At 55.4% G+C, this 25199-nt stretch carries 17 protein-coding genes; 5 read left to right on the forward strand and 12 right to left on the reverse strand.

The genetic code is table 11. From position 1 onward, the window contains the following. Positions 1-157: 157 nt before the first annotated feature. The 4 genes from Z945_RS0104150 to Z945_RS0104165 all read right to left on the reverse strand — a co-directional run bounded on the left by Z945_RS0104150 (position 158) and on the right by Z945_RS0104165 (position 9245). Positions 158-1543, reverse strand: a complete 1386-nt coding sequence (locus tag Z945_RS0104150; protein ID WP_025050859.1) for a polymorphic toxin type 4 domain-containing protein — start codon at positions 1541-1543, stop codon at positions 158-160. Continuing rightward, the gene (locus Z945_RS20580; RefSeq protein WP_025050860.1) at positions 1530-4526 is read right to left on the reverse strand and encodes a hypothetical protein; all 2997 of its coding nucleotides are present in this window, start codon (positions 4524-4526) and stop codon (positions 1530-1532) included. Before Z945_RS20580 ends, Z945_RS0104150 begins: the two co-directional genes overlap by 14 nt. 910 nt (positions 4527-5436) lie before the next feature. Continuing rightward, a complete protein-coding gene (locus Z945_RS19310; RefSeq protein WP_025050861.1) occupies positions 5437-5796 on the reverse strand; it encodes a response regulator in 360 nt (119 codons plus the stop codon). 11 nt (positions 5797-5807) lie between these two features. After that, complete coding sequence (locus Z945_RS0104165) at positions 5808-9245, reverse strand: CheR family methyltransferase (protein WP_025050862.1); 3438 nt, start codon at positions 9243-9245, stop codon at positions 5808-5810. A 47-nt stretch (positions 9246-9292) separates the two neighbouring features. Between Z945_RS0104165 and Z945_RS0104170 the strand changes: the two genes are divergently transcribed. Further along, positions 9293-9844, forward strand: coding sequence for a PAS domain-containing protein (locus tag Z945_RS0104170; RefSeq protein WP_025050863.1), 552 nt, complete (start codon positions 9293-9295; stop codon positions 9842-9844). An 882-nt stretch (positions 9845-10726) separates the two neighbouring features. Next, complete coding sequence (locus Z945_RS21015; protein ID WP_025050864.1) at positions 10727-11302, forward strand: transglycosylase domain-containing protein; 576 nt, start codon at positions 10727-10729, stop codon at positions 11300-11302. A gap of 743 nt (positions 11303-12045) precedes the next feature. On the opposite strand, the gene Z945_RS0104185 is transcribed toward Z945_RS21015, so the two are convergent. Both Z945_RS0104185 and Z945_RS0104190 read right to left on the reverse strand, forming a co-directional pair. Further along, a complete protein-coding gene (locus Z945_RS0104185; protein WP_206537300.1) occupies positions 12046-12792 on the reverse strand; it encodes an ATP-grasp domain-containing protein in 747 nt (248 codons plus the stop codon). A gap of 772 nt (positions 12793-13564) precedes the next feature. Continuing rightward, positions 13565-14746, reverse strand: coding sequence for a LysM peptidoglycan-binding domain-containing protein (locus Z945_RS0104190; protein ID WP_025050866.1), 1182 nt, complete (start codon positions 14744-14746; stop codon positions 13565-13567). A 524-nt stretch (positions 14747-15270) separates the two neighbouring features. Between Z945_RS0104190 and Z945_RS0104195 the strand changes: the two genes are divergently transcribed. Together Z945_RS0104195 and Z945_RS0104200 are read left to right on the forward strand one after the other, a co-directional pair. After that, positions 15271-16257: a YHYH protein gene (locus tag Z945_RS0104195; RefSeq protein WP_025050867.1), complete on the forward strand. Its 987-nt coding sequence runs from the start codon at positions 15271-15273 to the stop codon at positions 16255-16257. A gap of 35 nt (positions 16258-16292) precedes the next feature. Beyond that, complete coding sequence (locus Z945_RS0104200) at positions 16293-16907, forward strand: hypothetical protein (RefSeq protein WP_206537301.1); 615 nt, start codon at positions 16293-16295, stop codon at positions 16905-16907. An 84-nt stretch (positions 16908-16991) separates the two neighbouring features. Here the strand turns inward: Z945_RS0104200 and Z945_RS19315 are convergent, their stop codons facing one another. The 6 genes from Z945_RS19315 to Z945_RS19320 all read right to left on the reverse strand — a co-directional run bounded on the left by Z945_RS19315 (position 16992) and on the right by Z945_RS19320 (position 23930). Next, the gene (locus Z945_RS19315) at positions 16992-18131 is read right to left on the reverse strand and encodes a patatin-like phospholipase family protein (protein ID WP_025050869.1); all 1140 of its coding nucleotides are present in this window, start codon (positions 18129-18131) and stop codon (positions 16992-16994) included. 50 nt (positions 18132-18181) lie between these two features. Next, positions 18182-19354, reverse strand: coding sequence for a YHYH protein (locus Z945_RS0104210; RefSeq protein WP_025050870.1), 1173 nt, complete (start codon positions 19352-19354; stop codon positions 18182-18184). A 35-nt stretch (positions 19355-19389) separates the two neighbouring features. Continuing rightward, positions 19390-20907 carry a di-heme oxidoredictase family protein gene (locus Z945_RS0104215; protein WP_025050871.1) on the reverse strand — a complete coding sequence of 506 codons (1518 nt, stop codon included), beginning with the start codon at positions 20905-20907 and terminating at the stop codon, positions 19390-19392. Between the two features lie 317 nt (positions 20908-21224). Next, complete coding sequence (locus Z945_RS0104225) at positions 21225-21632, reverse strand: hypothetical protein (RefSeq protein ID WP_025050873.1); 408 nt, start codon at positions 21630-21632, stop codon at positions 21225-21227. Between the two features lie 166 nt (positions 21633-21798). Next, entirely contained in the window at positions 21799-22479 is a 681-nt protein-coding gene (locus Z945_RS0104230) for a response regulator (RefSeq protein ID WP_025050874.1), read from the reverse strand. Next, positions 22476-23930, reverse strand: a complete 1455-nt coding sequence (locus tag Z945_RS19320; protein WP_025050875.1) for an ATP-binding protein — start codon at positions 23928-23930, stop codon at positions 22476-22478. Before Z945_RS19320 ends, Z945_RS0104230 begins: the two co-directional genes overlap by 4 nt. 549 nt (positions 23931-24479) lie before the next feature. Between Z945_RS19320 and Z945_RS0104240 the strand changes: the two genes are divergently transcribed. Continuing rightward, on the forward strand, positions 24480-25112 hold the full coding sequence (locus Z945_RS0104240) for a tyrosine-type recombinase/integrase (protein ID WP_025050876.1): 633 nt from the start codon (positions 24480-24482) through the stop codon (positions 25110-25112). Positions 25113-25199: the final 87 nt, after the last annotated feature.

Here is a 25199-nt window from a genome sequence, read left to right on the forward strand (position 1 = left end):
TGCAGTAAATGCTATCAAAGGAGCGGCTTCAAACCGCGACAGGTCCAAACATTGCCGATTATCAAGCCTGGAAGGACAACATAATGTGCTGCCGGATCAAAGGGGATAAGCCTTCAATCCGCAATTGCAGCGTTTTGGTGCTTGAAAGGGGGGCCACTCAGTTCTTCTTAACTGGTACCCACTTCTCCAACTCCATGAACAGGGCGCTCTTGCTGTTTTTCCAATCCTGACCCGCGGTGACCGAAACATTGGGTTTGGCACCCTGCATGACGTCTAGTGGGTCGTTGTCCAGACTGATCATGAATTTCTGTGACACGGTGCCTTCGGGCGTTGTCAGATCCATGTGATAGGTCACACTCCTGAAGAATGGCTCTTTGGTTTCTGACGTCAGCCCCTTGGGCGTGGGATTTCCCCAGGTGGTCATTTCAATTCGCAGCTTGAAATGCAGGTTGTCGGCGCGGTGGGGCGCGACCTGTTCAGAGATGCTGCGAATGAAATCCTCGATGCCGGCATTCTGATACTCGTGGTTGATTTCCCACGGACCGAGGGCCAGACCGGCCCCTGCCTCATCTCCAAAGCCGGGGCCGGCGAGGTGCAAGCGGTTCCAGCCCCCCTTGCCACCGCTCAAGATGACCACGGTGAGCTCCCCCGTTTCGGGATTCACGACCTCAAGCCGTTTGCCGTCGACCAACATCTCAAGCTCATTGATGGCTGGTTTGATCTTGGTGTTGAAATCCGGTGCCAGGTTCTGACCAGGTTTCAGCATGCCTTCGCTGCCGCGGGTCATTCGGTGGGCGAGAGGCTCCATCGACAGGGTGACTTTCTCGCCCCCGCCAAGCAGTTCCACGCAGGTGATATCGTCAAAGGCCCCGGTGCCGCCAATCTCATCTCCATATTGAAAGATCTGGTTGAGTAGCTTGCGGTGCTCTTCGTTTTTGATGACGTCGTCGGGGGCAGGGATGGACCCGGTAGAGCTTGGGTTGGGTGCCGCCTTGCGGGAGCGCACTGGGGTTGCATCCGGCAAGTAGAACCGCATTCGGTCCATGATTTCGTCGACTGTCAGGTTGGGATGCTCCATCCAGAACATCAGCGAGCTGTTCAACTCTGCCGCGCCAAGCTTGTTCTCAGCAACGTAAGCGTCAAGCACCTTGAAATCGTCCATGGCCTTGCCATAGGCCGCGCGGACGTTGGCCAATGCCTTGGTGTCGTCGGGTCCGACGCGCGCCAGCAGTTCGGCGGCATGGCGGGTATCCTGATACGCTTCAAAGCCGCGCGTGCCCCAAAATGCCCATGCGCAGGCGGAACTGGTAAGGGATTTGCGAAAGTCATCGACCGTTGAGGCGGCGGCCGGCGGGACATTTGCCGCAATCCCGATGGCAAAACTTGCCCTCAAACGGGCCTCAACCAGGGCGGCGGCCTTAAGCGATTTGCGCAGCCGTGCAGGATCTGGGGTGACCCCCTTGGTCTTGGTCACTTTCATGGGGGCTGCGTCAATCGCGGCCTCAAATGCCTCAAGGCCCCTGCCTGCCTTAAATCTGCTCAAGTAAATCCTCCGGGTCTGCGGCGTTAAAGGCCCTGACGGCGTCACCCGTCTCGGCATCAAGAAGCTCCGCGATCGCCTTGATGCGTCGAGCTTTGGCAACTTTGGCGGCGACCCCCACCACTTCGAAAGCGTCCGGGCCCACGCTGACCATGGCGATGACGGCCCATGCGAAATTTGGCTCGGTGCGTATGAGACCTGCGTTTGAGCCTGCTTCATCTTGCAGATAGCGGTTATAGGTCTCCCACGCGTCATAGCTGCTGATGGCAAAGGAAGCGGTCGCTCCGATGACAGCCACCGTTCCGGTGCCCATGGTCAGCAGACCCGCAGCAATGGCGGCCGCGCCAAGTTTCAGGGCATCTGCGAGTTCTTCATCTGCGATCTTCTCAAGCTCGTCCCCGACGATTTCCGCGTGGATCGAGCTCGGCTTGGCTCCGCTCTCCTGCAGGTTCTGTTGAATGGCACCGGTGCGCCAGATGAAGTCTTCCGGGTCTTGTTCCTTGATGAACTTGCGGCTGTCTTCGATCCCTTTGCGGCGCTTGGAGACCAGCTTTTGCAGCTCATACTTGAACTTGCTCGCGGCTTTGGGGTCGTCTGGATCGAACATCGCAAAGAACTCGTAAAACGTGCCCATTGTGTCGGACCGGTTTCCGCCAAAAGGTTCGTTGCCGCCAAGCGCGTCCAATATCTGCGCTAGGAGCGGATTGCCACGCGCCAACGCTTGCAACTCCAGGAAGAGGTAGTCGTTGTCCCCCATGTTGTTGGTTCTTTCCAGAAAAGCCACACAGGTGTCGCGGCATTCCGCGAAGGTTTCGGCAAACGCGGCGTCGTCCGCCATGGCGATCGACACCGCATCAAACTCCGTCTCGAATTGCGCCATGCCGCGCAGAGCGACCTGTTCTGCCTCTTTTTTGAATGCGGCCTTGTATTCCTCCACATCCGCCATGAAGGCATCAACCATCTGACGCACCGTCCCGGTATACCCCCAAGCCTCCAGCTTCGGGCCAAGGATATTTTCAAGCGCGGCCGCGCTTACCGGACCATCGAGGTACTTCTTTGCCAGATCATATTCATACGCCATCCCGGCAATTTGCTCTCCCTTGGCAAAGCGATCCTCTGACGCGGCCTCCCGCCCTTCGGCAGCGGCAAGAAATTCATCGAGCTTGCCCCTGAGGTCAGCCACGCTGTCACATCGGCCCGCAAAGGCCACAAACCCGGCCCGCTCGGTCGGCGAAAGCTGTAGCAGGTCCTTGGCAATGCCGATGAGCGCCTCGGCGTTCTCAAAGAGCCGCATTTCCTCACCGGGAGCTGGCAGGCCCAAGGGCATGCTCGGCAGGACCTGCTCGAAAATTGTGCGCGCGCTGTCTGGCAGATTTGAAAGACGCACAACCCTGCCCATGAACTCACGCCGCATAGCGATCCAGGCCTCGGCCTCGATATGCTGGCTTGAGGGAATTTCGTATCCCGGCTTGTGCGCCATAGCGAGGTAGAAGGCGTCATCGGTCGCCTTGTTCAGCGCATCGAGGCCTGCCTGATCCAGATCGTCGATATATTCGTCGATAAACGCGGCGCTGTCTTCTTCACGCACGGGAATGTCGAGCGGCACGATCTTGAGCCACGCTCCGCCATCGCGCTCAATCTCGGCCCAGTAATTGTCGGTGATGACCAAAAGCTCGCCTGTAGTGAGGTCGAGCAGGGGTCCCGCTTCGTCCTTGAACCTCAGGAAAAGATCATAAGTGTATTCTTCCCCGTGCTTGTGACGCAGAAAAGTCTCATAGGCGTGGTCGGTGAGCGCGTCATTGGTCATTTCACGCTCAATGCCGCGCAGAAAGAAGGGGCCGCGCCGCCGGGTTGTCTGAACATAGTTTTCATCTTCGAGAAACTGCGAAATGGCCCAGGTTTCATCGTCGGCGAAGGCCTCGAACATGTCGGCATCAAGTTCCACGGGCAGGGCACCAATCGAGCCTTCGGGCTCGTCCCCCGGGCCGCCTTCCAGGAGGGTATCCGCGTCCTGCGCAGGAGGGGCTGCACCTTCCTCATGGGGGGCGATGAGATCCTCCAGCATGGCCAGCAGTTGCTCTGACTTTACGACCTCACCACCTGCCAGTTTGGTGGTCATGAGGGTCGCGATGGATTGTGCCCGTTTGGCGTCATTCTCGGGCATCATGGGCAGGATCGCCTCAAGCCGCGCAGCGGTTGCTGCCATGCGGTCTTCGACGCTTTCACCGTCGAGGGCGGCATCGTCGAGGTCGGCCAAGTCGTCTTCGAGCACGTCGCCCTCGGGCGTGCGAATGCTCACCTGCAGGGAATGGCCAGCGTTGCGCAGGAAGACCCGCGCTTTCTTGGCCGCAGTTGGGGGCGGCCTGTTTTCGACCGTCATGATCAGCAGGCGGCCCTCGCGGTTAAGCTGCCCCCACGCACCTTGCGGCCCGGCGCCTTCGGCCTTGGCGGCGCGCACCAGTTTCGCAGCAGGGTGACGCTTGTGCCCTTTTAGTACAGAGGGATTTCCGAAGAGGAAGGCAAAGTTGTAGGTCTTGCGCAGAACCGCCTTTAGTAGGGCCGTAAGATCACCTGCAGCGGCGGCGATGTCATCTTCGTCATCACCGGGGTCCGGCGCGTCTTCTTCTGGTTCGGCTTGAGGTGTGCTGGCGACGGTCGGCTCTTCTGCCTCTCCGAACCGCACGGTCATTGAGTGGCCGTGCTGCGACAGCATGGACTGGAGAGATTTACCCAGGCTGCTTGGTGGCAACGCGTCGCAGGTGAGCAGTAGAGTGCTGCCCTTAACAGACATGTGGCCAGCTGCCCCGTTGGATGACCCGCTGGTTTTGCGGACGGTCTTGAGCAGTTGGGCGGGGCTCTTGCGCAGGTCGGCTTCAAGCACAGCACCATCGCGGCCGACGCAAGCAGCAAAATTTAGCGGTGCTTTGCGGGCCAGCGCAATAATGCCTTTGATCCGCTTGGTCTCGTTCGACTTGTCCGCAGCCATACGGAGCCTCACATCACCAGATTTTATACACTACCACAGATGGAAAAGTCCGCCAACCCTATCTCCATTGATCTGCGAAGCTTCGCCGAGTTGAGTTATCTGTCGATCAAGAAGGGACGCACTGATCCGCTCCCCTTAGTGTCCCGGGCCGCTCTCGGCCCATTGCGGACCTTCACGTTGGCTTGAAATCTGCGGTGCGGCGTCCGTAAAGCGGTCATTCGTCGTTTGTGCAGCAATTTGACCACCCAAAGGTCGGGTATGCGGACAAAGCGGCTATTCACTTTTTAGACTTCGCTGACGCGGCATGTCCTCGCGCTTGCTACATGTCTGTCGCCGCGTTGCAACTCAGGTCGCCAATGGGGTCATTCAATTCTGCTTAATGGGGTCGAATCCGAACTGCACTTTAGCTACACGGTGTCGGCACAATCGAGACGTGGTCTTTCCCATGGTTCGTTTCTGTGAACTTCGCTGACGCAGCAGTTACTCGAGGACATGCCGCTGTTTTCGTAGACTTTTCACAAACGTCTCATCTGTTACCCGGTAACGCACCGCGCAGCAATGTTTCGAAAATGGGGTCATCTAAATTGCAGCATCGGAGCCTTATGCCCTTGCGGCTCTAACGCTAGAGCCGCCGTCTAATGGCAAACTGCCTTCCAATGAAGGAAATCATGAAGCTACCTTCTTAGTAAAATAAGATGGCCTGATAAAACATCCCGACAGGTTTTTGGCGGCACCCATTCACAGCCTTGCGTGTGATTTGGCAGTGGTATTACCGTTTGATCGCTCGTCCGGACCACTGCAATCAAGGAAAGAATGACCTTCGTTCAGGACAGCGCGAGAGCTGAAAAACAATAGCGAATCTTGGAGATATCGGGAGTGGTGTTGGTCGCGAATTAGGACTGCCAAGAATTTAGGTATTGGCGGCTTGCTTCAGCATCGACGTTAACTGGGTCAGCGAAAATGGCTTATCAAGGAACAAGATACTTTCTCCACTGATTTCGCGACCTAAGCTGCTATTGCCCGATGCAAAAATGACCTTGGTGCCGCGCGATGCAAGTTGATGCCCCAACTCAAGGCTGGTTTGGCCCTTGTCAACGTTGATGTCGAACAAGGCAACATCGAAATTGTCTTCGCAGGTCAAAGCCTCGGCATCCCTGAGCCTTGAGACCACTTTAACTTCACCGAATCCAAGATTCTTAAGATGCTCGCTTGTATCGAGCGCCACAATTGGTTCGTCTTCTAGATAAACGATCTTGAGGTCGTCAAACATAAGTGCCCATTTTATTCTATAGTGTTCTCTTCAAATCCTAGCTTGATAACAACCCGCAGTCCGCTTGGTTCCCAGCTCTTTTCGAAATCGCCGTCAAGGTTGCTCGTGAGCGTCGAAGAGATCAGCTGACTTCCAAATCCCAACTTTTCAGGTCGTTCGACTTTGGGTCCCCCGGTCTCGACCCAATTGATCACGAGGCGGTCACTTTCGGCGTCGTTGATCCGCGACCAGCTGATCGTAACATGGCCCTCAGGTACGCTGAACGCGCCGTATTTGGCCGCATTGGTTGAAAGCTCGTGGATCGCCATGCCAAGTGCCAGCGTAGCCTCGGACGTGACTTTGATGTTCGGCCCCGAGAGCGTCACGCGTTCTTCGCCATAGATATCAACCGTTTCGGGTCGGATGATATCTTCGAGTGATGCAGAGGACCAAGACTCAGACGTGAGCAAAGCATGGGTATTGGCCAAGCCGCGCACCCGGTCGCTGAGCGTTTTGAACACTTCACTATCGGTTGTCGCTTCGCGGGACGCACGGTTCACCAGGGCGGTGACATTGGACAGCATGTTTTTGACGCGATGCTCAAGCTCTCCCATGATCAGTCGCAGATTGTCAGCGACATCGACCTCCTCAGTGATGTCCCGCACTGTGAAAGACACGCCGGTCAATTCCCCGCTGGAATAGAAAGGTGTCCAATCGCTTTCCCAGACACGACGGTTATCAGGATCGAACAGAGTGGACCCTCGAACACGTTCGCCAAGAATCGGCGTCTCGGTCTCTAGAACCTTTTTCACCAAGCTCTCCGTGTGCTCCGCAACCGCTGGAATAACTTCCCTGATGGTCCGACCGATGATATTTTCGATCGCCATACCGTTGATTTCCGCCAGCTTTGAGTTCAGCCGGACGTACCTCATCTGCGTATCGACAAGACCCATGGCGATCGGACTGGCAGAGTAAATCTGCTCAACCTCTTCCATGCGTACCTCAGCAATGGATTTTGCATCATGCGCGCCTTTGATGGCGTCGCGCAGCTCGGTGACATTCTGCAGCGTGAACACGACGCCAAGGCTTTGACCGCCTTCCGGCGCGTAGGGCATGATACGAACCGACAGACTGACATCTCCGTCCTTGGTCTGGAATTCTGCGTCACGCTCTTGTTTGTCGCTGACCGTCAGCGCGCAAAGGTCGAGCAGATCGTCTTCTTCCAGAACCGAATTCAGATCAGTCATGGGGCGGCCAATATCACTTGCCGAGAAGCTGAAGTACTCAGTGGCCTCGGTCGTGTAGCGCAGCAGGTTAAGCTCTCCGTCCAGAAAGACTGTCGCGATACGCGCGCTTTTCTCGAAGCTCTTGAGGTTGATGTTCGCAAGGTTAAGCTCGCGCAGCTTTTCTTGAAGCTCGTCATTGATCGTCGTGAGCTCTTCGTTGGCCGACTGAAGCTCCTCGTTCATCGACATCATTTCTTCGTTGGAACTTTTTAATTCCTCGTTCGAGGTTTCAAGTTCTTCGACAGTGGTGCGCACTGCTTGGCGGGCATCGTCCAGCTCGGACTCAAGCTGTCGAATATAGCTTTCCTGATTGTCGTTGGTGTCGCCGCTCGCAGAGGGGCGTCGCTCAAGGAGTTGCAGATTGTCCTTGATGACAAACAGCTGCCCTCCGTCCGGCGTTGCACGGGCACTGACGATCAGCCGCTGCTGCTGGTCGCCTATTTTGCCCTGAAACTCATATTCTGCAGCATGATCGTCGGTCGCTTTCAGACGCGACAACCGTCTGAACGTTGCCTCCAATTCTGGACTGACGAATTGGAACAGATCGGTGGTGATGGCCCCACCGCGCACCGACAGATACTTTTTGGCATTCTGGGATGCAAAGGTCACCTTGCCGTCCACGTCCACTTGCAAATAGGCCGGTGCAAATTCGTCGAGAATAATGCGCTCGGCGTCTGACGGGTCGGGCTCGGCGTTTGCCCGCTCGGCCGCAGCACTTGGGCGGTTCATCACTGTAACCGACAACCTGCCGAGATTGAGCGTTTTTGAAGGCCCCGGTCGGCGTTTGAAGATGCGGGCACGGGCTGCGACCTCGGAAAACAGGTTCCCGAGGTCCTTGGGATTCTCGCTGGGCCCGAGGAAAAGATAACCGTCTTCGCGTAGCGCATAGTGAAAGATGCGGTTGCTGAGAACCTGCAGGCTATCTTTGAGGTAGATCAGCACATTGCGACACGACACCAAGTCGAGCTTCGAAAACGGGGGATCCTTGATAAAACTGTGCCGCGAGAAACGGACCATTTCGCGCAATTGCGCCCCCACCTCGTAGCCATCTTTCACGGGCTTGAAATAACGTTCGAGCAAAGCAGGGGGAATACTGTCGACAAGCGTGTCGGGGTAAAGCCCCTGACGCGCGGTGTGCAGGGCCTGTTCATCGATATCAGTGCCAAAAATCACCGCGTGACATGGCTTTTTCACGCGGCTGATCTCTTCGGCCACAAGCATACCGATCGTATAGGCCTCTTCGCCAGTTGAACACCCGGCCACCCATATGCGCAGCTCGCCGTGTTCTTCGGCCGCATCGACTAGCTCGGGGATGACAGACTTCTTCAACGTCTCGAAGTGGTCTGCGTCGCGGAAAAAGCTTGTCACATTGATGAGCAAATCGCGAAACAGAAGGTCGCCTTCGGACTTCGTCTCAACGATATATTTCAGATATTCCTCTGGTTTGGTAATGTTGAGCACGGACATGCGCACCGCAATGCGGCGCAGCATGGTGGCGTTCTTGTATTCTGAAAAGTCATGACCGGTCCGGAACCGGACATGGCGCAGAATTCTCAGCAGGAATTCCTCGTCAGAGCCGAACGCCCCCTCTCGGTCCACGCGAAGGTTGAAATAGTCGCGCACCACATCGATGATTTCTTCCGAGTTGGCAACGACATCTGCACCGCCCAAATCCATGACGCCGCGCGGCATTCCGTCATACTTGGCCTGACTGGGATCCTGCACCAACACCAGGCCGCCTTTGCCCTTTAGCTCGCGGGCGCCGTTTGCCCCGTCACTTCCGGTTCCCGACAAAACGACCGCCGCGGCATGATCGCCATGCTCGGCGGCCAGACTGTTGAAAAAACGATCGATGGGACGGCGCAATCCGCGGGGGGATTCGAAATCCGCGAGCTTTAGCGTGCGACCCGAGATTTCCATCTCGTAGCCCGGTGGCATCAGGTAAATGTGCCCGGTTTCAACCTTCATCCCGTCCGTTACACTGTGGACGGGCGATTTGGTTTTGGCCGCCACAAGCTCTGGCATCAGGCTTTCGTGGTTGGGATCAAGGTGCTGGATCAGAACAATAACCAGCTCATGCTCATCGGGCAAACCGGTCAGCAAGCTTTGAAACGCCTCAAGCCCGCCAGCCGAGGCCCCAATTCCCACAATTACAGGGCTGTCGGTCGCTAATTTTTCTGTCATGAAGTATAAGTCTGAATTCCACGTCGGCTGTCAAGAAAGGTATCTCATTGACCGAGAGAAGCAAACTAGATTTTGGCTCACTTGACGCAACGCTGGATCGTGCGCCGTACCCGTTGACACTGTCAGACCTGGACCGTGACGACCAGCCGCTGATTTATATGAACCGTGCCTTCCGCGACATGACGGGTACGACGGACGCGCATTTGGGGCAAAACTGCAGATTTCTGCAAAGTGATCTGGAAAACGATGCCGCCCGCGCCGAGATCAGATTGGCTCTAGAAGAAAACAGGCGCACGCAAGTCATCCTGAAAAATCGGCGCATGAACGGTGAAACGTTCCATAACCTGCTCTTGTTGGAGCCCATTTCGAACAAGCTCGACAGCCGTCGTTTGGCACTGGGAGCACAGTTTGAATTAGCGCGCCACGAGCTCGAAGAATTTAAGGAAGAGCCTGTTCAAGAGAACGGGTTTCTGTCCAAAAACATGACGGATACAACGTTGCAATTGCGGCTGGAGAGGCGGCGCGTTGCCGCAAATTCAGCGGTTCAACTTGTGCAGTCATTCATAACGTTGGACGGGTTGTCCAAGCAGAATCTGTAGTCCTCTGGTTTTGAAGACCGACCAAAGCAACTGAGCGGGGCGGTCGCATTATATCTGGTCTGAGCTTGTGCGGACCGCCAGCTTGGAACGAGCGTTTTTCCCGCTCAGGACGGTGCAAAATAAGGCTTTGCGTTCGTCACATCAAAGCTTGTTTGGATTTGGAAATGCAACGGACTGGATTTTGAACAATTCGGCAATGACGGCCCGCTCATGAGGGATCGCCATATAGCGCAACACGATGATCATCCCACTGCTGTTGACGCGTTGATGACGTTGCGATCCATTGAAGACGAGCAATGGTTTCCGACACCAAACCTAGCCATTCATTGCACCGAAACCAAGCTCTGTCCCGCGACCCATAAATCGCGGTCCAGATTTCTCCCCGCGCCATGAAAGATTGGCCGCTTTGGCTGAAGCGGCACAATTTGGTCTACCGATCATCCGCGACAAAAATTGTGCTGCGAGTGCACGCAGCGCGAAATCAAGACTTTCGCTATGGGCTCCTTGCCGCCATTAGATCGGTCGCAGCATACTCTTCGATCTGCCCAGATAGCGACGTCAAGGACGGCCCAGAGCCGACCTTGGCCGAACATCAGGATTGCTGCGTTGCGGCCCGTCGAACCAGCCGTTCGCTGCACCTGCGAATTCAGGTTGTTGCTGAACTCAAAGTCTGCGGGACTAAGCGGTTGTTCGCAGCGCCTGCACGAATGGCGGCTTCCCGATGTTTAAGAATTCGTTTTCCCATGCAATCGATGGATTGGCTCGCAATCAAGCTCCTTCCATCGTAGGCTTCAATAACTTTGTTTGACTGGCTTCCCTATGCGCCTTTTTTCGCACCTACTCTTAGCCACTCTTGTGGTCATCATCTCGGCAAATGATTCTATGGGCCAGAACACAGAGCCACAGCTTCCGAGCACCGATCAGATACGTCAGCGCTATCAAGAATTAGCGAGGAGTTGGCCGACGATACCCAGCGTCGCTCTGCTAGCATTCGTTGCGGCAGAGGATCGCTTCTTTTTTGAACGGCCACCTCAAAACTCGACCGTCACCCGACAGATTGGACGTTGGTATCTTTACCCGAGGGCAGGGAAACTTCAAAGAGTAGCGCTTTCATTTGTCATAGGTGAAGCGCTCTCACACGATGAAGTTATAAATTGGTATGTGAACCAAGTTTTCCTAGGGCAGACGTGCTTTGGAATTCCGGGCGCGTCCATGGCTTACTTCGGAAAATCTATTGACGATTTGAAGCTTGAGGAAATCGCTTACTTGGCAGCATTACCCAAAGCGCCAATGGTTTATCATCCTGTTAGATCATATGAGCGGGCTGTTGATCGACGAGATTTCGTACTGTCAGAAATGTTAGAAGCCGGGTTCATATCATCCGATGAAGCTGAGAGTGCCATCCAAACGGCCCTAGTCGTTAGGGAACCGTTGGAGCAATGCAAACAAGAGCAATAGCCAGGATGCCTTCTTAGCGCAAAATTCGACAAATCGGGCTCGTTGAAAACATTCGCTGCAGACCGCATCGACGCCGGTAATGCGGGACGAAGTAGTCGTTCCTGGGTTTGCGCCAGTGACCACATCGCATTCAGGTATCCAATCAATGGATAGCGGCTAGTTCAGGTTGTCGGCCTGTGATCCATCAGAATTTCAGTACTGGAACCAGCTTGTTCGTCATCTAATCTTTCGATGTCGCAACCCCAACAATTTCAAATCGGTACAATAAGCTCACGGTAAACCAGATCATCAGACATATCAAAAGGAACCCCAAGAAATTAGGCTCATAGCCGCCCCGGGCTTCACGGTAAATGTTCAGGCCATTAACTCTGCTGAAAACGGAATGTCCCAAAATACTGACTCCCCAAAATACTGGTAAAACAAGAAGGAAAAACCGCCGGAAGCGCCGATTGCCAGTCAAATAGAGGAGCTTTCCACAACCGCCGCACATGTGGAAATCCGTTCGATTGTATATGCGATAAGGGTTGGTTGAATGCATTCTTCGAGGGGATTGGGGCCGAGCACAGTTGGGACATCGAATGCCTATAATTCTCGACCACCAAGTGGGAAGCTCTCCATGTCGCGGTTTGCTTACTCTGGGTGGGCTGTCAATATGTCGTGCCAATCGTCAAGACCCGCGTTTTCTAAAATGTCTTCTCGTTCAGTCTGTGAATGAACCACCAGCGAGTAGCCATATTCTCATGCTAGCTAACCGCAAGTTCGTCAATTGATGATACTAGTTCCAATAGGTCTGCCTCATAGAAACCGGCAGCATTGATGCAATTTGTTTCAAGCATCTTGAGTCCATCTTTTGTGCGACAAATGTCGATAACATAAGCGGGTGCGTAACCTGGGTTTGCCTCCACCAGCCTTTTGGCAAATTCTAAGGCATCCTCATCAATCTCATTTCGATATACGATGCGTGAGCCCTCTTTGTAGAGAGAAAAAGTCACAATCTTATCTCTGACTGCCCACAGTCGCCATTCTTTGAGAATATTAACCGGTTCCGTGAACATCAATTCTGTATCGTGACGAAGTGATCCTTTGGGTATCTCGCGTTCTTCTAATGCCAGTACCTTGTTAGCCAAATCAATGATGTCACCAGTAGACTTTACGTTTCCCGGCTCTTCCTTGTTATCTTCTACTGGGCGTAGGAACCAGCTTTTTCCATCATCGGGAAGTTTTTCTGGAACATCTCGTAGCTTTAAGAAAAGAGCATCCGCGCCATTTAGAAGAAACGGGTGCCACGATACTTCATGGACAAAAGGCCTGATTTTGAAAACGCCGGGCTTGAGGTCGTTGTTCCTTGCGTATCGCCATAGGGTATACGAACCAAACATGACCACTGCGTGTGGGTCGTTGATAGTCGGTGCTGGTATTAGTTCGCCGATAAACGGAACAACTTGGTGCCATGAGTAGGGTAACCCCAGTCGATCAAGCGCATCAGCCATCTTCCGAGTGTCTTCAAAATCCTGAAGTATCCATTGCATGTATTTGTACTCAAAGCTGACAGCTTCACTCGCTGTATAGAGAACACCATTCCGTCAAATTCTCAACAGCAGACATTGCAGCCGAGTGTAACCTCGGTAGGTGTGGGCTCGAAGCGGTCATGCGGCGGCGCAGCGGCCGGTGCCGACCACGTCGGCCAGGTCCGACGTCACTCTCGGCCCTTTGCGGACATTGATGCAACCACGTGTCGCCGCGCCGCCGCTTCCCCGAAGCGGTCATTGGAACAGTTGCGCAGCATTTGGGCCCGTTCGATGTCGGCAATGCGGGACGTTGCTGCCCTTCGCTACTCGCGCAGCAACGTCCGCTTCCATCAAAGTCATCCAACCATGCCGAAGGGGCATCGGGTCAAACCGCCCCCCTTCGGCAGTATCTCACACGCTGGAACGCATAGTTCCAAGGTGCTTTGAGCGGGATAGAGTTACGCAGTGCGTTTCTTCCAGCGCTTGTTCTCGGGCGTTGGGACAACGCCGGAAAAGGTCGGAGAGCTTCGCTAAAAACACGGAATCTACTTGGCGGATGACACTCGGATGAACATCGCCGGTCTGAATGCGCAGACTGTGCCGTCCTTGCCGCCTTGATCGACGTGGGCGTCTGAAGGATGCAGATCGCGCCTGAAGCAGTTTTCGAAAAACCTGAGTCACCTAACGCTTCCTTAAATAAGAGATTGGAGCACGTTAGGTGATAATATGTGTCTCAAGTTATTCAGGAAAAGCTCTAAAATGCGGCCAATGCCCCTCCTGTCGCGGCGGTGCCAAAACTGACCATTCCGCTGGGAACAGATACCGGTGCCGTGACGATAACCGCGCCTCCGACAAGGATAACCGCCCCTGCGGCGGCAGTTTTTTTATGCAGTTCCTCGGACACATCGTAGGCGTCCCATGTCTCGCGCACTCCTGGCGGCAGGTCGCCTGGCACACATTGATAATCCAGCGAGACGGTCGCGCCGACATTCCCCTCAAATGTATAGTTCCCGACTTTCTTGGTGACCTTCTTTGAGCTCACTGAGGCGGTTGCTTTCAAATCATTCGAGATAGCGATCTTGAAGCTCCCGAGCGAGCCTGTCAGCCCGGTCGATATCGTGCCTTCGGGCTTGCCCTTTACCAGGCCCACATCGACGGTCGTGTATTTGTTCAGCTCCTTCGACATCTCTGCGGCATAGCCGCTTTCGCTGAACTTGTTCTTGATTACGCCGTCCTTGAAGCCTGAGATCGCGCCGGTCAGCGTCACGGTAATCTTGCAGAGGCAAAAGCCGGTGTTGATCGAAAGGTATAGAGGTTTCGATTTGCTGAGATCAAAGTCGATGCTGGGCAGGCAAATCTCATTGCCCTTTTGCTCTTTATATTTGGTTAAGTCGCCCTTGATCGAAGACGTCATCCATGCGGTTTCCGCCTTCTTGTCCAGCACGTCCATCGCCGGTAGAGTCAGTTGAGAATGCACGACGATAAAGTCGCCCTTGAACTTGACCTGCTTTGCGTTTGCGTCCGCGATCACCGGATAATAGATGCCGTCCCCATAGTGGGACTCCGCGAGTTTGAAGAGCGTATCACCTTTTTTCACCGTCACTGTCTTGGACGAGATTTTCTTTTTGATGAACTTGGCATCAGCCTTTGCGGTCGCGCGCCATTTGTCCTTTTCGACTTTGTAGGTCATCTCGGTATCGACGCTCATACCACCGTAGGTTCGCGTGCCCGCTTTGACAGCATCGCCGAGCGCCTTGTCGAACAGCTTGCTGATGTCGCTGGGCGGTTTGGGTGTGTTTGGCTTCTCCTTTGTCGCCTTGTCCACCTTGGACAAAAAACTCGAGGCGGAGAGCGCCTTGTTGATCGAAGCCATAAGCGCGTCAGAGCGCGTCTTTTCTTCTTTGGTCCATGCGTCGAGAAATGGATTGGTAGCCATGGAATCTCCTAACTTTGTCAAAATACTTCAGTCGTCTAAATTTACATTCCCAAAAAAAAGTGCCTTCACCTGAATGTTGGCGCTGTTCTGCGCTCTGATCAACCCTTTTGGAAGGTTCGGGCACGACTTCATATCCGGCCAACCGCCCTAAGACCGACTGGCGCAACAGACTAACCAGCGAGTGCAGACGGTTATTGATGTTCTGAGCGGCGTTCTGGCGGCAGAAAGCCGTCTCTCAAAAAGGGGTCCAGTTATCTTCCGTTCCAGCTGGTCAGCTAAAGGGGCCACGCCTCCCGCGAGAAGCAAACAGATTGCCCGCAGAAACTTTGGGTTGTCTGTCTGTTTTCATAATAAGGCTGTCATACCGATGTGGCGTTCCAACTTGCCCAGAACCGTATGAGCGGCGGTAACGGATTCGGCAAAGTCTTGCTTGCCAAACTACTTTCCGAGCTTTGAAGCGACGGAAAATTGCGCCATTCCTGTATAAGAGGTGCAATGATCAGAAGAAGAGCAGGAAGAGCAGCATGGAATTACCGCAATTTCACCGAACCGCCCTCGCAACCGTAGTAGCCGTATTGGTACTCCCGTCCCACGTGCAGGCGCAGACCACGCTTGAGGAGGTTGAGAGTTTCTTTGACGCAGCACAGGTTGTTGCGGGACCAACCATAGTGGATTGCACGCTCTCGGGCGGGACCGAAACGACTTGTTTCTCGATCACGGTGATTGCAGAGCCGGCCAGCTATACCCCGGGTCCGTGGTGTCCGACCAATATTTCCGATGGACCAGATAAAAGCGGCATCTGGCTGGAAGACGGTAAGGTCCATGTGGCCGACGGCGCGTTCATGCAAAACCTTTCCACATTCTATGACGTTGGCACATGGCAGCTCTCCGATCCGTCGACGGGAAAAATCAACGTGACAGACAGCCTTGAAGCATGCCTTGCCGCTGCGCGCCCTGATGTCGATCCGGCCTATACCAATCATTGTGTAGAGTGTTTGGTCGAATACATGCCCGAGGGCACCACCCAAACCTATGTAATCCCTGTTGAACCCCAGCCGCTTCTGCGTGGGCGCAGCATCGGATTTGCGGGCGCTGGCGTTGCGCGCAACGAAGTTTCGCTGGCGGCCGCTGCTCCGACGGATGCGATCCTCGGGGCTTATACAATCGCCCCCTTCGATGTCTGCGGCGGACATGTGAACCCGCATGCAGGATATCATTACCACGCTGTGACTGATTGCCTGACCGAACTTTCGGATCTGTCGGACCACGGCGGCCAGATTGGCATCGCCATGGACGGCTACCAAATTTATGCGCAGAACATGACAGATGGCTTAACCCAGACCGGGCTTGACCGCTGCAACGGGCATGAGACGGATCATCTGGGCTATCACTACCATGCTGGTGATCCGGGATCGAACGCGATCCTTGGTTGTATGAGCGCGGAATATGGCTGTGTCTCGGATGACCCGACCGCAGTATGTGATGCAACGGCCCGACCACCACGCCCCTGAACAACCTCCAACTATAACCTCAAAGGAAGATCACCATGATCAACAGACTTATCCTCGCCACTGCCCTATCTCTGACGGGCGCGACCCTCGCATCGGCTCAAGACGCGGATATGAGCTTTTTCATCACCAGCGCGAACCTTGGAAACGGGGCTGATCTGGGCGGTTTGGAAGGTGCGGATGCCTACTGCACCACTCTTGCCGAAGCGGCGGGCGTGACGGGCAAGACATGGGCTGCCTACCTGTCATCAGCCGAGCAGAACGCGCGCGACCGGATCGGAACCGGCCCGTGGATGAACGCCGATGGTGTTGTCGTGGCGCAAAGCGTCGATGATCTGCACAGCGACAGCAACAATCTGACCAAGGAGACGGCAATCTCCGAGACAGGTGCAGTGATCAACGGCCGCGGTGATAAACCAAACCGCCATGACATTCTGACCGGTTCAGACCTTGACGGAAATCTGGTTGGCGATGCGTGCGAAGGCTGGACCACAAGCGGCGAAGGCTCTGCCATGGTCGGTCACCACGACCGCACGGGCGGCGGTGATCATCCGACAGCGTGGAACTCCGCGCATCCGTCGCGCGGGTGTGGCATGGAAGCGTTGCAAGGGACAGGCGGTGACGGCCTGTTCTACTGCTTTGCCACAAACTAAGCAGTCCCATCGACAAACTCAAACGGGCATGCTCTGCGTGCCCGTTTCTTGTTGTCAGCGCCTTAAGTGAACGACGGGTTTCTCTTAGCTATTTGTCCAGAGCGAGCCACTTCGCGCACGCTCTGTGCCGTGACGATAGAGCGCGTTCATGTATGTGGATGAAAATCGATCCGACGGATCATACTGAACACCCGCATTTGGATCGATCGAGGTTACAGAAAAACGCATCCCATATTCGCGCGCAAATAGCTGTGTTGCGTTGACTTGTAACAACGCACTTGCCCGTCCTGTCGTTGTGAGTGCTTGTTGCGATATGCTCAATGCAGATCGCCCGACAGATGCTGGCGCAGGATTGAGTGTGTTGTTGATGATCACGTAGATATGCCCGCCTTCCAGCTCTTGATCCGGCGTGGTGAAGGCAAAGCTGGGCACGGCAAGAAACTGCATGTGAACGCCACCGTCGATGTGGGTCTCGGAATAGGTCTTGCCGCCCGATGCAAAGCTCAGATTGGCGGGCGGGAAGAGGCCTGGCAGTGCCGCAGAGGCTCGCATGATACTGCGAAACAGATCAAATTGCCTTGCTTGCGCAATCGCACCCATGTCCCAGACCGAGGCCCGGGCGCTGTCGAGTTCCGAGGTAACAACAAGCAGATTATTGCCTGCCGCGTGCCGCTGTGCGACGGCCTGCAGGAAGGCAGGCGGTGTAAATTCCGCGATCAGTTCCGCAAGAGGCGTGGTATCATAAAGCGCGTCACTGAACACCGCCTGAAAGGGGCGCAAGCGCATAATATCACTTGCATCCGTTTGGGTGAAGACTCGGGTGAGAACATCGTCATAGTCCTGTCCCATAAAGGCAAACGGAGCAATCAGGGCACCGGTCGAAATGCCAGTTACGAGATCAAAATCAGGTCTGTCCCCGCGTGCCGACCAGCCGACAAGCGCGCCTGCACCGAATGCGCCATCCTCCCCGCCACCCGAAAGCGCCAGCACGCGTGGTCCTGTGGCAGACCACGAAGACTGGCGGGGGTGCAAATGCTTCATCCACTCTTCGGAACCATCATCGGCGAAAAAGCGAAACCGGGATAACGGATCATTAGCCGCAGTCACGGGCACGCGTGCTGAAGCCTCGATCCGACTGGTACAGGCCGAAAGCGCGGTTGCCCCCAAACCCATCAGTAGGTGCCTGCGTCCGATGCAGCGTTTGGTGGTGTACGTATCACTCATGTCAAAATCCTGTGGAAGGGCCGATCAGACGCATCTGCCCGGCGCTTGATTTAGCGGTTCGGTGGCGGAGGCAAGGCAGCACGCAGGGTTTCCTCGGTCACACCGAGCGTTTTTGCGGCGGCAGCAAGGTCAGGTGGACCCGAACGGGGATCACCCAAAGCTTGCATCAGGTCATCCGGTGTCACCCCAGGCGCGTCAGCGGCTTGCGAAAAATCCGGTGGCATCTGTCCGAGAGCACCGCCATCGGGGCGTGGTGGTTCATTGCGTCCATCTGCACCGGCCCGTGTGGCGCCAACGCCAGCAGTTGCCGTTGTCGAGAAGTTATTTGCAGCTTGCACACCGGCCAGACAAGCTGGCAGGTTCGGGAAATCGTCCGTCGCGTGATAATGATATGTCTCACCAGCGGACGTCATTCCGACATGGCCGTTGCAGGCATCAAGACCGGCTGCGACGGTCCCGTCAGCCTCGGTGCTGCCGAACATTGGAAACCCGTCAAATGCATATCCGAACAGGGCAGCACTATCCTGCTGCAGTGCGCAGTCCGCAGTGACACCACTCGCTGCGAAAACCGTTTCAATGTCCGTCGAGGTTGCGTGCCAATGATACCATCCGCCGGGGTCGATGTGGCCACCGCAGGTATCGAGTGCGGGCATGTGCCCTGTCTGCTGGATGCTGGGCGCGTCTGAAAAAACCGGCACACCGTTCAGGGCCACGCCAACCTTGGATACTGTCCCCAAGGGGGTCGGGCGGTCGGCCATCACAGGGGTGACCGGCAGCAGCATTGTGATCTCGACACTTTCATCGGGCGAGACGTTGATGCAGGCGTGATCCACTGTGGGTTGTTCGGTTGCCGCGTCGACCACATGAACAGTCCCGTCCTCGTCAAAGAAACGATACCCCAGATCATCGAGCATACGCAGGAATGTCTCATCCACGCGGTAGAGTTTGGCGTTCTCCCCGGTCCATTCCCAGATGCCACCCGCATCCGTCAAGGTCGCTGGACAGAAGGGTCCGATCTCCAGATCTTCGGGCAGGTAATTGACTATGATTTTATAGCAAGTCGATGCTGTGCCGTTCTCCAATGTGCAGTCCACGGTTTGTGGCTGTTGCGCGAAGGCAGTTTCAGAAAATTCATCAAGATCGGGATGGGCGAGCGCCATTGGTGCCGCGCTAAGAGAGGCGAGCGCCAGAAGGCTTGGCCAAAGGTGGGATTTGAGGGTCATCAGGCGTATCCATCGTTTGTATTAAAGATTAAAAATCAGTGCTCGGTATCGGCACTGAACAAGATGAGGCTTTCGAGATAGGTCACGATCCGCGCGGCATCCGCCTCAGACATCGCAGCATAGGCGTGTCGGCTGGCCGCCGCCTCACCGCCATGGGCGAGAATCGCCTCATCCAGGGTCGTCGCGCGGCCGTCATGCAACCATGGACCGGTTGAGCCCACACCGGCAAGCGAGCGGGTCATAAACACTGATGCGCCCATGCCGAGCGGATCGGACGGATCTGACAGAGCGGGTCCCATGTCATGGCGTTTGAAGTCGGAGAACCAGCGGGCGGTCCCCTTTCCTTTTGCGTCAGTTTCAAGCGCGCCCAGATAGTACACCCCGCCATCGTCCAGCAGTACCTGATTGTTCGGTGGATCCAGCCGCATGTCGAACGTGACCGCGGTATCAGAACCCAACCCGTGCGCGCCGGGATTTGACCCGTCTGGAAACAGAATATCGGCGTATCCTGCAACACGGCTCGGCTCGCTAAATGTCGGGTTGGCGATTTCCATACTTGGGACGTGACAGCTGCTGCACCCTACGGTGGTAAACAGATGCTCTCCGGCGGCGATTTCTGCACTCTGCGCCTCCGTGAGATTGATCAACCCAAACTCTGCAAGCTCAACCGTGCTGACAGGCCGCTCAAGCGCCGCCATATAGAGGGTAAGAGCGGTCACATCACCAACGCTGAGCTCATGGATCACACCGTCAAAATCACCGTCCTGCGCGCCGACCAGCTCGGTTGCCTGCAAACCCAATTCGTTGTGAGCCGCATCACGGGTAAACGACCGAATTGTGGCGTGATTGCCTTTCCAGCCGAACGGGCGAACCACCAAATCAGCGTCGATACCGGCCAGCTGACTTGTATCAATATTAACTTCGCAAGGCTCCGTGTTGATGCGGGTCAATGACAAGGTGCCAAACTTAACCTCCTTGGCCACAAGAGCTACGGTCGTTGCACCTTGTGAACAGGCAAGACCCCTTGCACTTTCGCGCTGGAGGTAAAGCTCGACGCTCATTTCCTCTGCGAGGCGTTGCGGTATGGAAAGCGCAAACAGCGACGTGGTGTTCCGTTCGAGATACTGGCTTGGATCGCCGGTATGATCCGGATCAAGGACCACATTCATCGCGACGCCTCCTGCGCCGTTGGCGAAGGGCGCACTGTGACAGCTTATGCAGCTTGTGGCGTTTGCACCGCCCTCGCGTTTCGGGAAATGGCTGGCCCACTCCTGATCTCCGTCCAGATCGGCGCGCGGAAACCGTGTAAAGCGGCGGCCTTCGCCGATATTGGCACCGACCCCGTGGTCAGCAGTAAAGTCGAATTCGGATAGCTCGTCACCTGCCTCGAACGCCTCCAAGAATGCAACATTGCCCTGCCCGTGTTTCACCAGATCATTGAGGTGATCTTGGTCAACTTGGCTGAGGGTTTCCTCCGAAAATACGGCGAGAGGCGTGAACAGAACCGCTGCCAATATGGTGGCAGGAATGACGCCCAGATATCTCTGTTTCATGTGTCACTCCAGTTCTTAGACTCCGACAGACGACCGATTGACCGACCTTGCTCTGAGGCCTCGCGGCCTGGCCCAACTTTTGAGAGTTTGGCCGCAAGGTTATTTGACCAAACCTTTGCATCAGCGTTCTGCTGAGGATCGACCGAGTGCGCGATATGCGTCTCGGAGGAGGTGATGCGCGCGGCTGACGCAGACGACGCTTTGCGTCCATCAGAAAGAGCGATTGCCGAGGCAAATAGAAATACGGGCAGCTTTATGAGGGATCCCATGAGCTTTCCTTTCGGAGATGTTTTTAGAAGTGGGGAGAGGGTTAAAAATCAGCCGTTCTTTGGCGCGTTTGCAGGCGCGCATGCCAAAGGCACATCTGCTTTGGGCGACATGCATTTGCCTTGGACTGTGTCGCCCTCGCGATTGTTGAATGAACATGCCGACTGCGGCTCTACATTCGCGCAGGCTTCAAGCGCTTCACGAGGGGGACGGCCCGCGCGGTTTCCCTGTCCAGCAGGTGCGGCTTGTGCGACCGAAAAGCTTTGCCCTGAAGTGTCCGAGACGCTGTCTGCCCGAAGCGCCGAAATATTGAGCGCACCAAGGATGACGGCCGCGAAAGTCGTTGCAATAATGATGTACTGGTTGCCACGAATGCGCGGGACGGTCGATCTGTAGATCGGAGTTTTTCGGTTTGCTGCGGACTGCGCTCGGATCGCTCTGAGTTTTTCTACGAACATTTTTCGTCTCCTGTATTGGCGTTGATTCGCCATTCACAGGTTCGGTTTGCCCGTTCTTTGAGAAGTGAGTTTGCAGCAATTATGCAGGCAAAATGCAGACAACAAAAAAACGTCTGCTGTTTCAATTTCAGCTCATGTTGCAGTGTGAACGCAACTGTTGCCCGCTTCAGCCGTCGTAGGCATAGCCCACACCGTAGACCGAGCGGATGGGATCCCATGAGCTGACGGCCGCGATTTTTCGGCGCATATTCCGGATGTGGCTGTCAACGGTACGGTCAAAAACCTCTGTATCATCCGGAAAAGCCAGCGACAGCAGTTGGTCGCGCGAGAAGACCCGCCCCGGACGCGCGACAAGCGATTGCAGCAACGCAAATTCCCGCCGTGTTAGGCCAAGCTGTATGCCATCAATCGTCGCTTGCCATTTGTCGGCATCAATCATCAAACGTATATCTTCCGACGCATGCTCGATCACGCCGCCGGAGGGACGTCTGCGCAAGACCGCTCTGACCCGCGCAACAAGTTCGCGGGGGGAATAAGGCTTGCACATGTAATCGTCGGCTCCAAGCTCAAGCCCCAGCAGGCGGTCGATCTCTTCTACTTTTGCGGTTGTCATGATGATCGGCACATCAGATGTTTTGCGGAGTTCGCGGCAGATCTTCAGACCATCGACTCCGGGCAGCATTAGATCAAGGATGACCAGATCATGCTGCTGTGCCTGGGCCATCTCGACAGCGCCTGTGCCCTCGGCCAGCAAGTCGACGCTCATACCCTCTGCAATCAGATAATCCCGCACGACTTCGGCAAGGGTTACCTCATCCTCTATGATCAAGATGCGTGGCGCTGTCATGCGGTATCCTTAGGCAATCGTATTATGATTTGCAGCCCGCCCAAGACCGAGTGTCCAGCGGAAATCGTACCGCCGTGGGCCTCGACGATCGCCTTGCACACAGACAGGCCCAATCCCGACCCACCCGATGCGCGTGATCTTGAACCCTCCGCGCGGAAAAAGCGGTCAAACAGCCGACCAACATCGGCATCCGGCGGCGCAGGCGGCGTGTCATCGACGGACAGAACGGCAAAACCGTCAATCTCTTCGAGATTCATACGCACCTTTCCCGGTCCGTCCGTGTATCTGCGCGCATTCTCAAGCAAATTATCAATGACCTGACCAATCTGCACGCCGTCACATTCAATCAGCATCGGGGCCGCCAGATCAAGGTCCAGATCAATGCCCTGCGCGACCAGCTTTAATCTCGCCGCGTCAGCGGAAACACGTGCTAAGCCTGACAGGTCTTCGCGGGCAAAATTGGCCGCCAATTCTGCCTCGCGCGCGTAAGAAAGCGTTTTGAGGTCCTGCACCAAACGGGACAGCCGCATCAGCGCTGCGTGCATCTCGGTCAGTGTCTTTTCATCGGGCTGACGAATCCCATCCTGTAATGCCTCGATCTGGGCGCGCAACACCGCGAGGGGGGTCTGCAATTCGTGACTGGTGTTCGATATCCACTCCCGCTCGGCCCTTTCCGTCTGTTCAAGCGTTGCGGCCAGAGTGTTGTAGTGGCCGATCAACTGACCCAACTCATCCTTGCGGTTCTGCCTGATCCGCGCCGTATAATTACCCGACGCCATGGTTTTCGCGCCAGCTTCCAACCGCCTGATCGGCCCCAGCAACTGACGCGCGATGATATAGGCCGCAATGGCTGAAACGGCGATTGCAATCAAGGCGGCCAGCAGGAGAGACAGATACTGGCCGCGCAGAAAGAAGGCATCACTGGCGCTCTCCGCTGCGACGGGTGCGTTCATTCCAAGATAGCCGAGAAGCTCTCCATCGGCACAATCGCCCTGCGCACAAATCGGGCGACGTTCAAACACCTTCGTGCGTTCCGGATTGCCTGCAAGTTGATAGCCCTCGCGATCAAGTAGAACAAGCCGTTCGTCCAGTCTCAGGCCTTCACCACCTGCGCCAAGGGGTGGCGGCTTTCCTGCCGTTGGCGGCGGCCCGCCGGGCGGAGGACGAGGCGGTCGGCCGCTGTCTATACCCGGACGTCGAGCATGCGTGCGCACAAAATCGCTCCATTGTTGCGGATTATCTGCGAACTGGGTCCAACCGCCCGGATGGACGTCAGCCAAAGAGGATGTCAGGTCGTCGAACCGCGCAAGTTCACCTCGAAGCAGATACTGGGCAAAACCATCCCGCATCCAAAACGCGACGATCACCGCCATAACCATAACGACCAAAACTGCGGTCGCCGCAATGGCGGAAAATATTTTGGCAAACAACGATCTGCGGATAGTCTTCATAATGGATGATATCGCATCAAATTGTGCAGAGTGTATGCAGGTTTTTACCCAATTCGAAAATTTGTGCTTGGAAGTAGCGCGCGTGAAAGCTGAATTTTCTTACCTTTGGCGAGGATGTTATCCAGGTGACAGCAACTGAGATGCTAATTTTCAGCCCAGATTGACCCACCAAAGCAATGCCAGAAACACCGCGGGCAAGTCGGTAGATCACTCAGGCGGCGGGCGGTTCAATGTAAACGCAATTTTTCATTCTCCTGACCCTAACACTGCGGCGTTTTCCACAGTTGCGAATGCAGAATGTGTAGCAAAATTTGCAGCAGCGTTTCTCGCTACGACCTGCATGAATGATCGGTTTCCCCGCTGCACGGCAGCAATGAACCTTACGCCTACGCAGAACTTTTCGCGCTGCGAGCGCGTGCAGCAAGACTTCGTCACGTCTGCTTTGGGATCAAAGCCGACTTCGGATGCGTTGCAGCATCCTGTGATATGCTGGCCAGGTCAACGTCGGGTTGTCGATGTGGGAGGGATTGGCGGATCGGAGGATCAGTCATGGAAACACCAAACTTACCTGCCATTCGCGCGCTACGTCCAGCTTGGAACAAGGGCCGGATCGTCGGCCAGAAACGCCCGCTGAAACCCAAGCATGTATGGGCAATCAGAGTTCGACTTGAGCTCGCCGCAAACCATCGCGATCTCGCGTTGTTCAACCTCGCCATCGACAGCAAGCTACGCGGCTGCGATTTGGTCAGAATGAAAGTGGTCGATGTTATGGCATCTGGCCAAATCAAAGAACGGGCGTCCGTACTGCAAAGCAAAACACAGAAGCCCGTGCGCTTTGAGATCTCCGAAGGGACAAGAGCCTCGCTCGCGAAGTGGATGGAAGACCCGCTGATGGTCGGGTCCGAACACCTCTGGCCTGGTCGTTTTCACCAGTGTTTGCATATCTCGACCCGCCAGTATGCCCGGATTGTTCGAGACTGGATTTCATCAATTGGATTGGAAGTGACAGCATATGGAACCCATTCAATGCGACGCACGAAAGTCACGCAGATATACAAGAAGACGGGAAACTTGCGTGCGGTTCAGCTTCTGTTGGGTCATACCAAGATGGACAGCACAGTGCGCTATCTCGGCGTTGAGTTGGAAGATGCTCTTGCTATCGCGGAAGCCATCGAAATCTAAATTTTTGGGCCGTCTTCATGGACGGCCCAAAGCGGTCCTCTCCTGTCAGTCGCGATGCCGCGACGCAGAACCGCCAGACCTGACGTT

The organism is Sulfitobacter noctilucae (genome assembly GCF_000622365.1).
In the GTDB taxonomy this organism is placed as follows: Bacteria; Pseudomonadota; Alphaproteobacteria; order Rhodobacterales; family Rhodobacteraceae; genus Sulfitobacter; species Sulfitobacter noctilucae.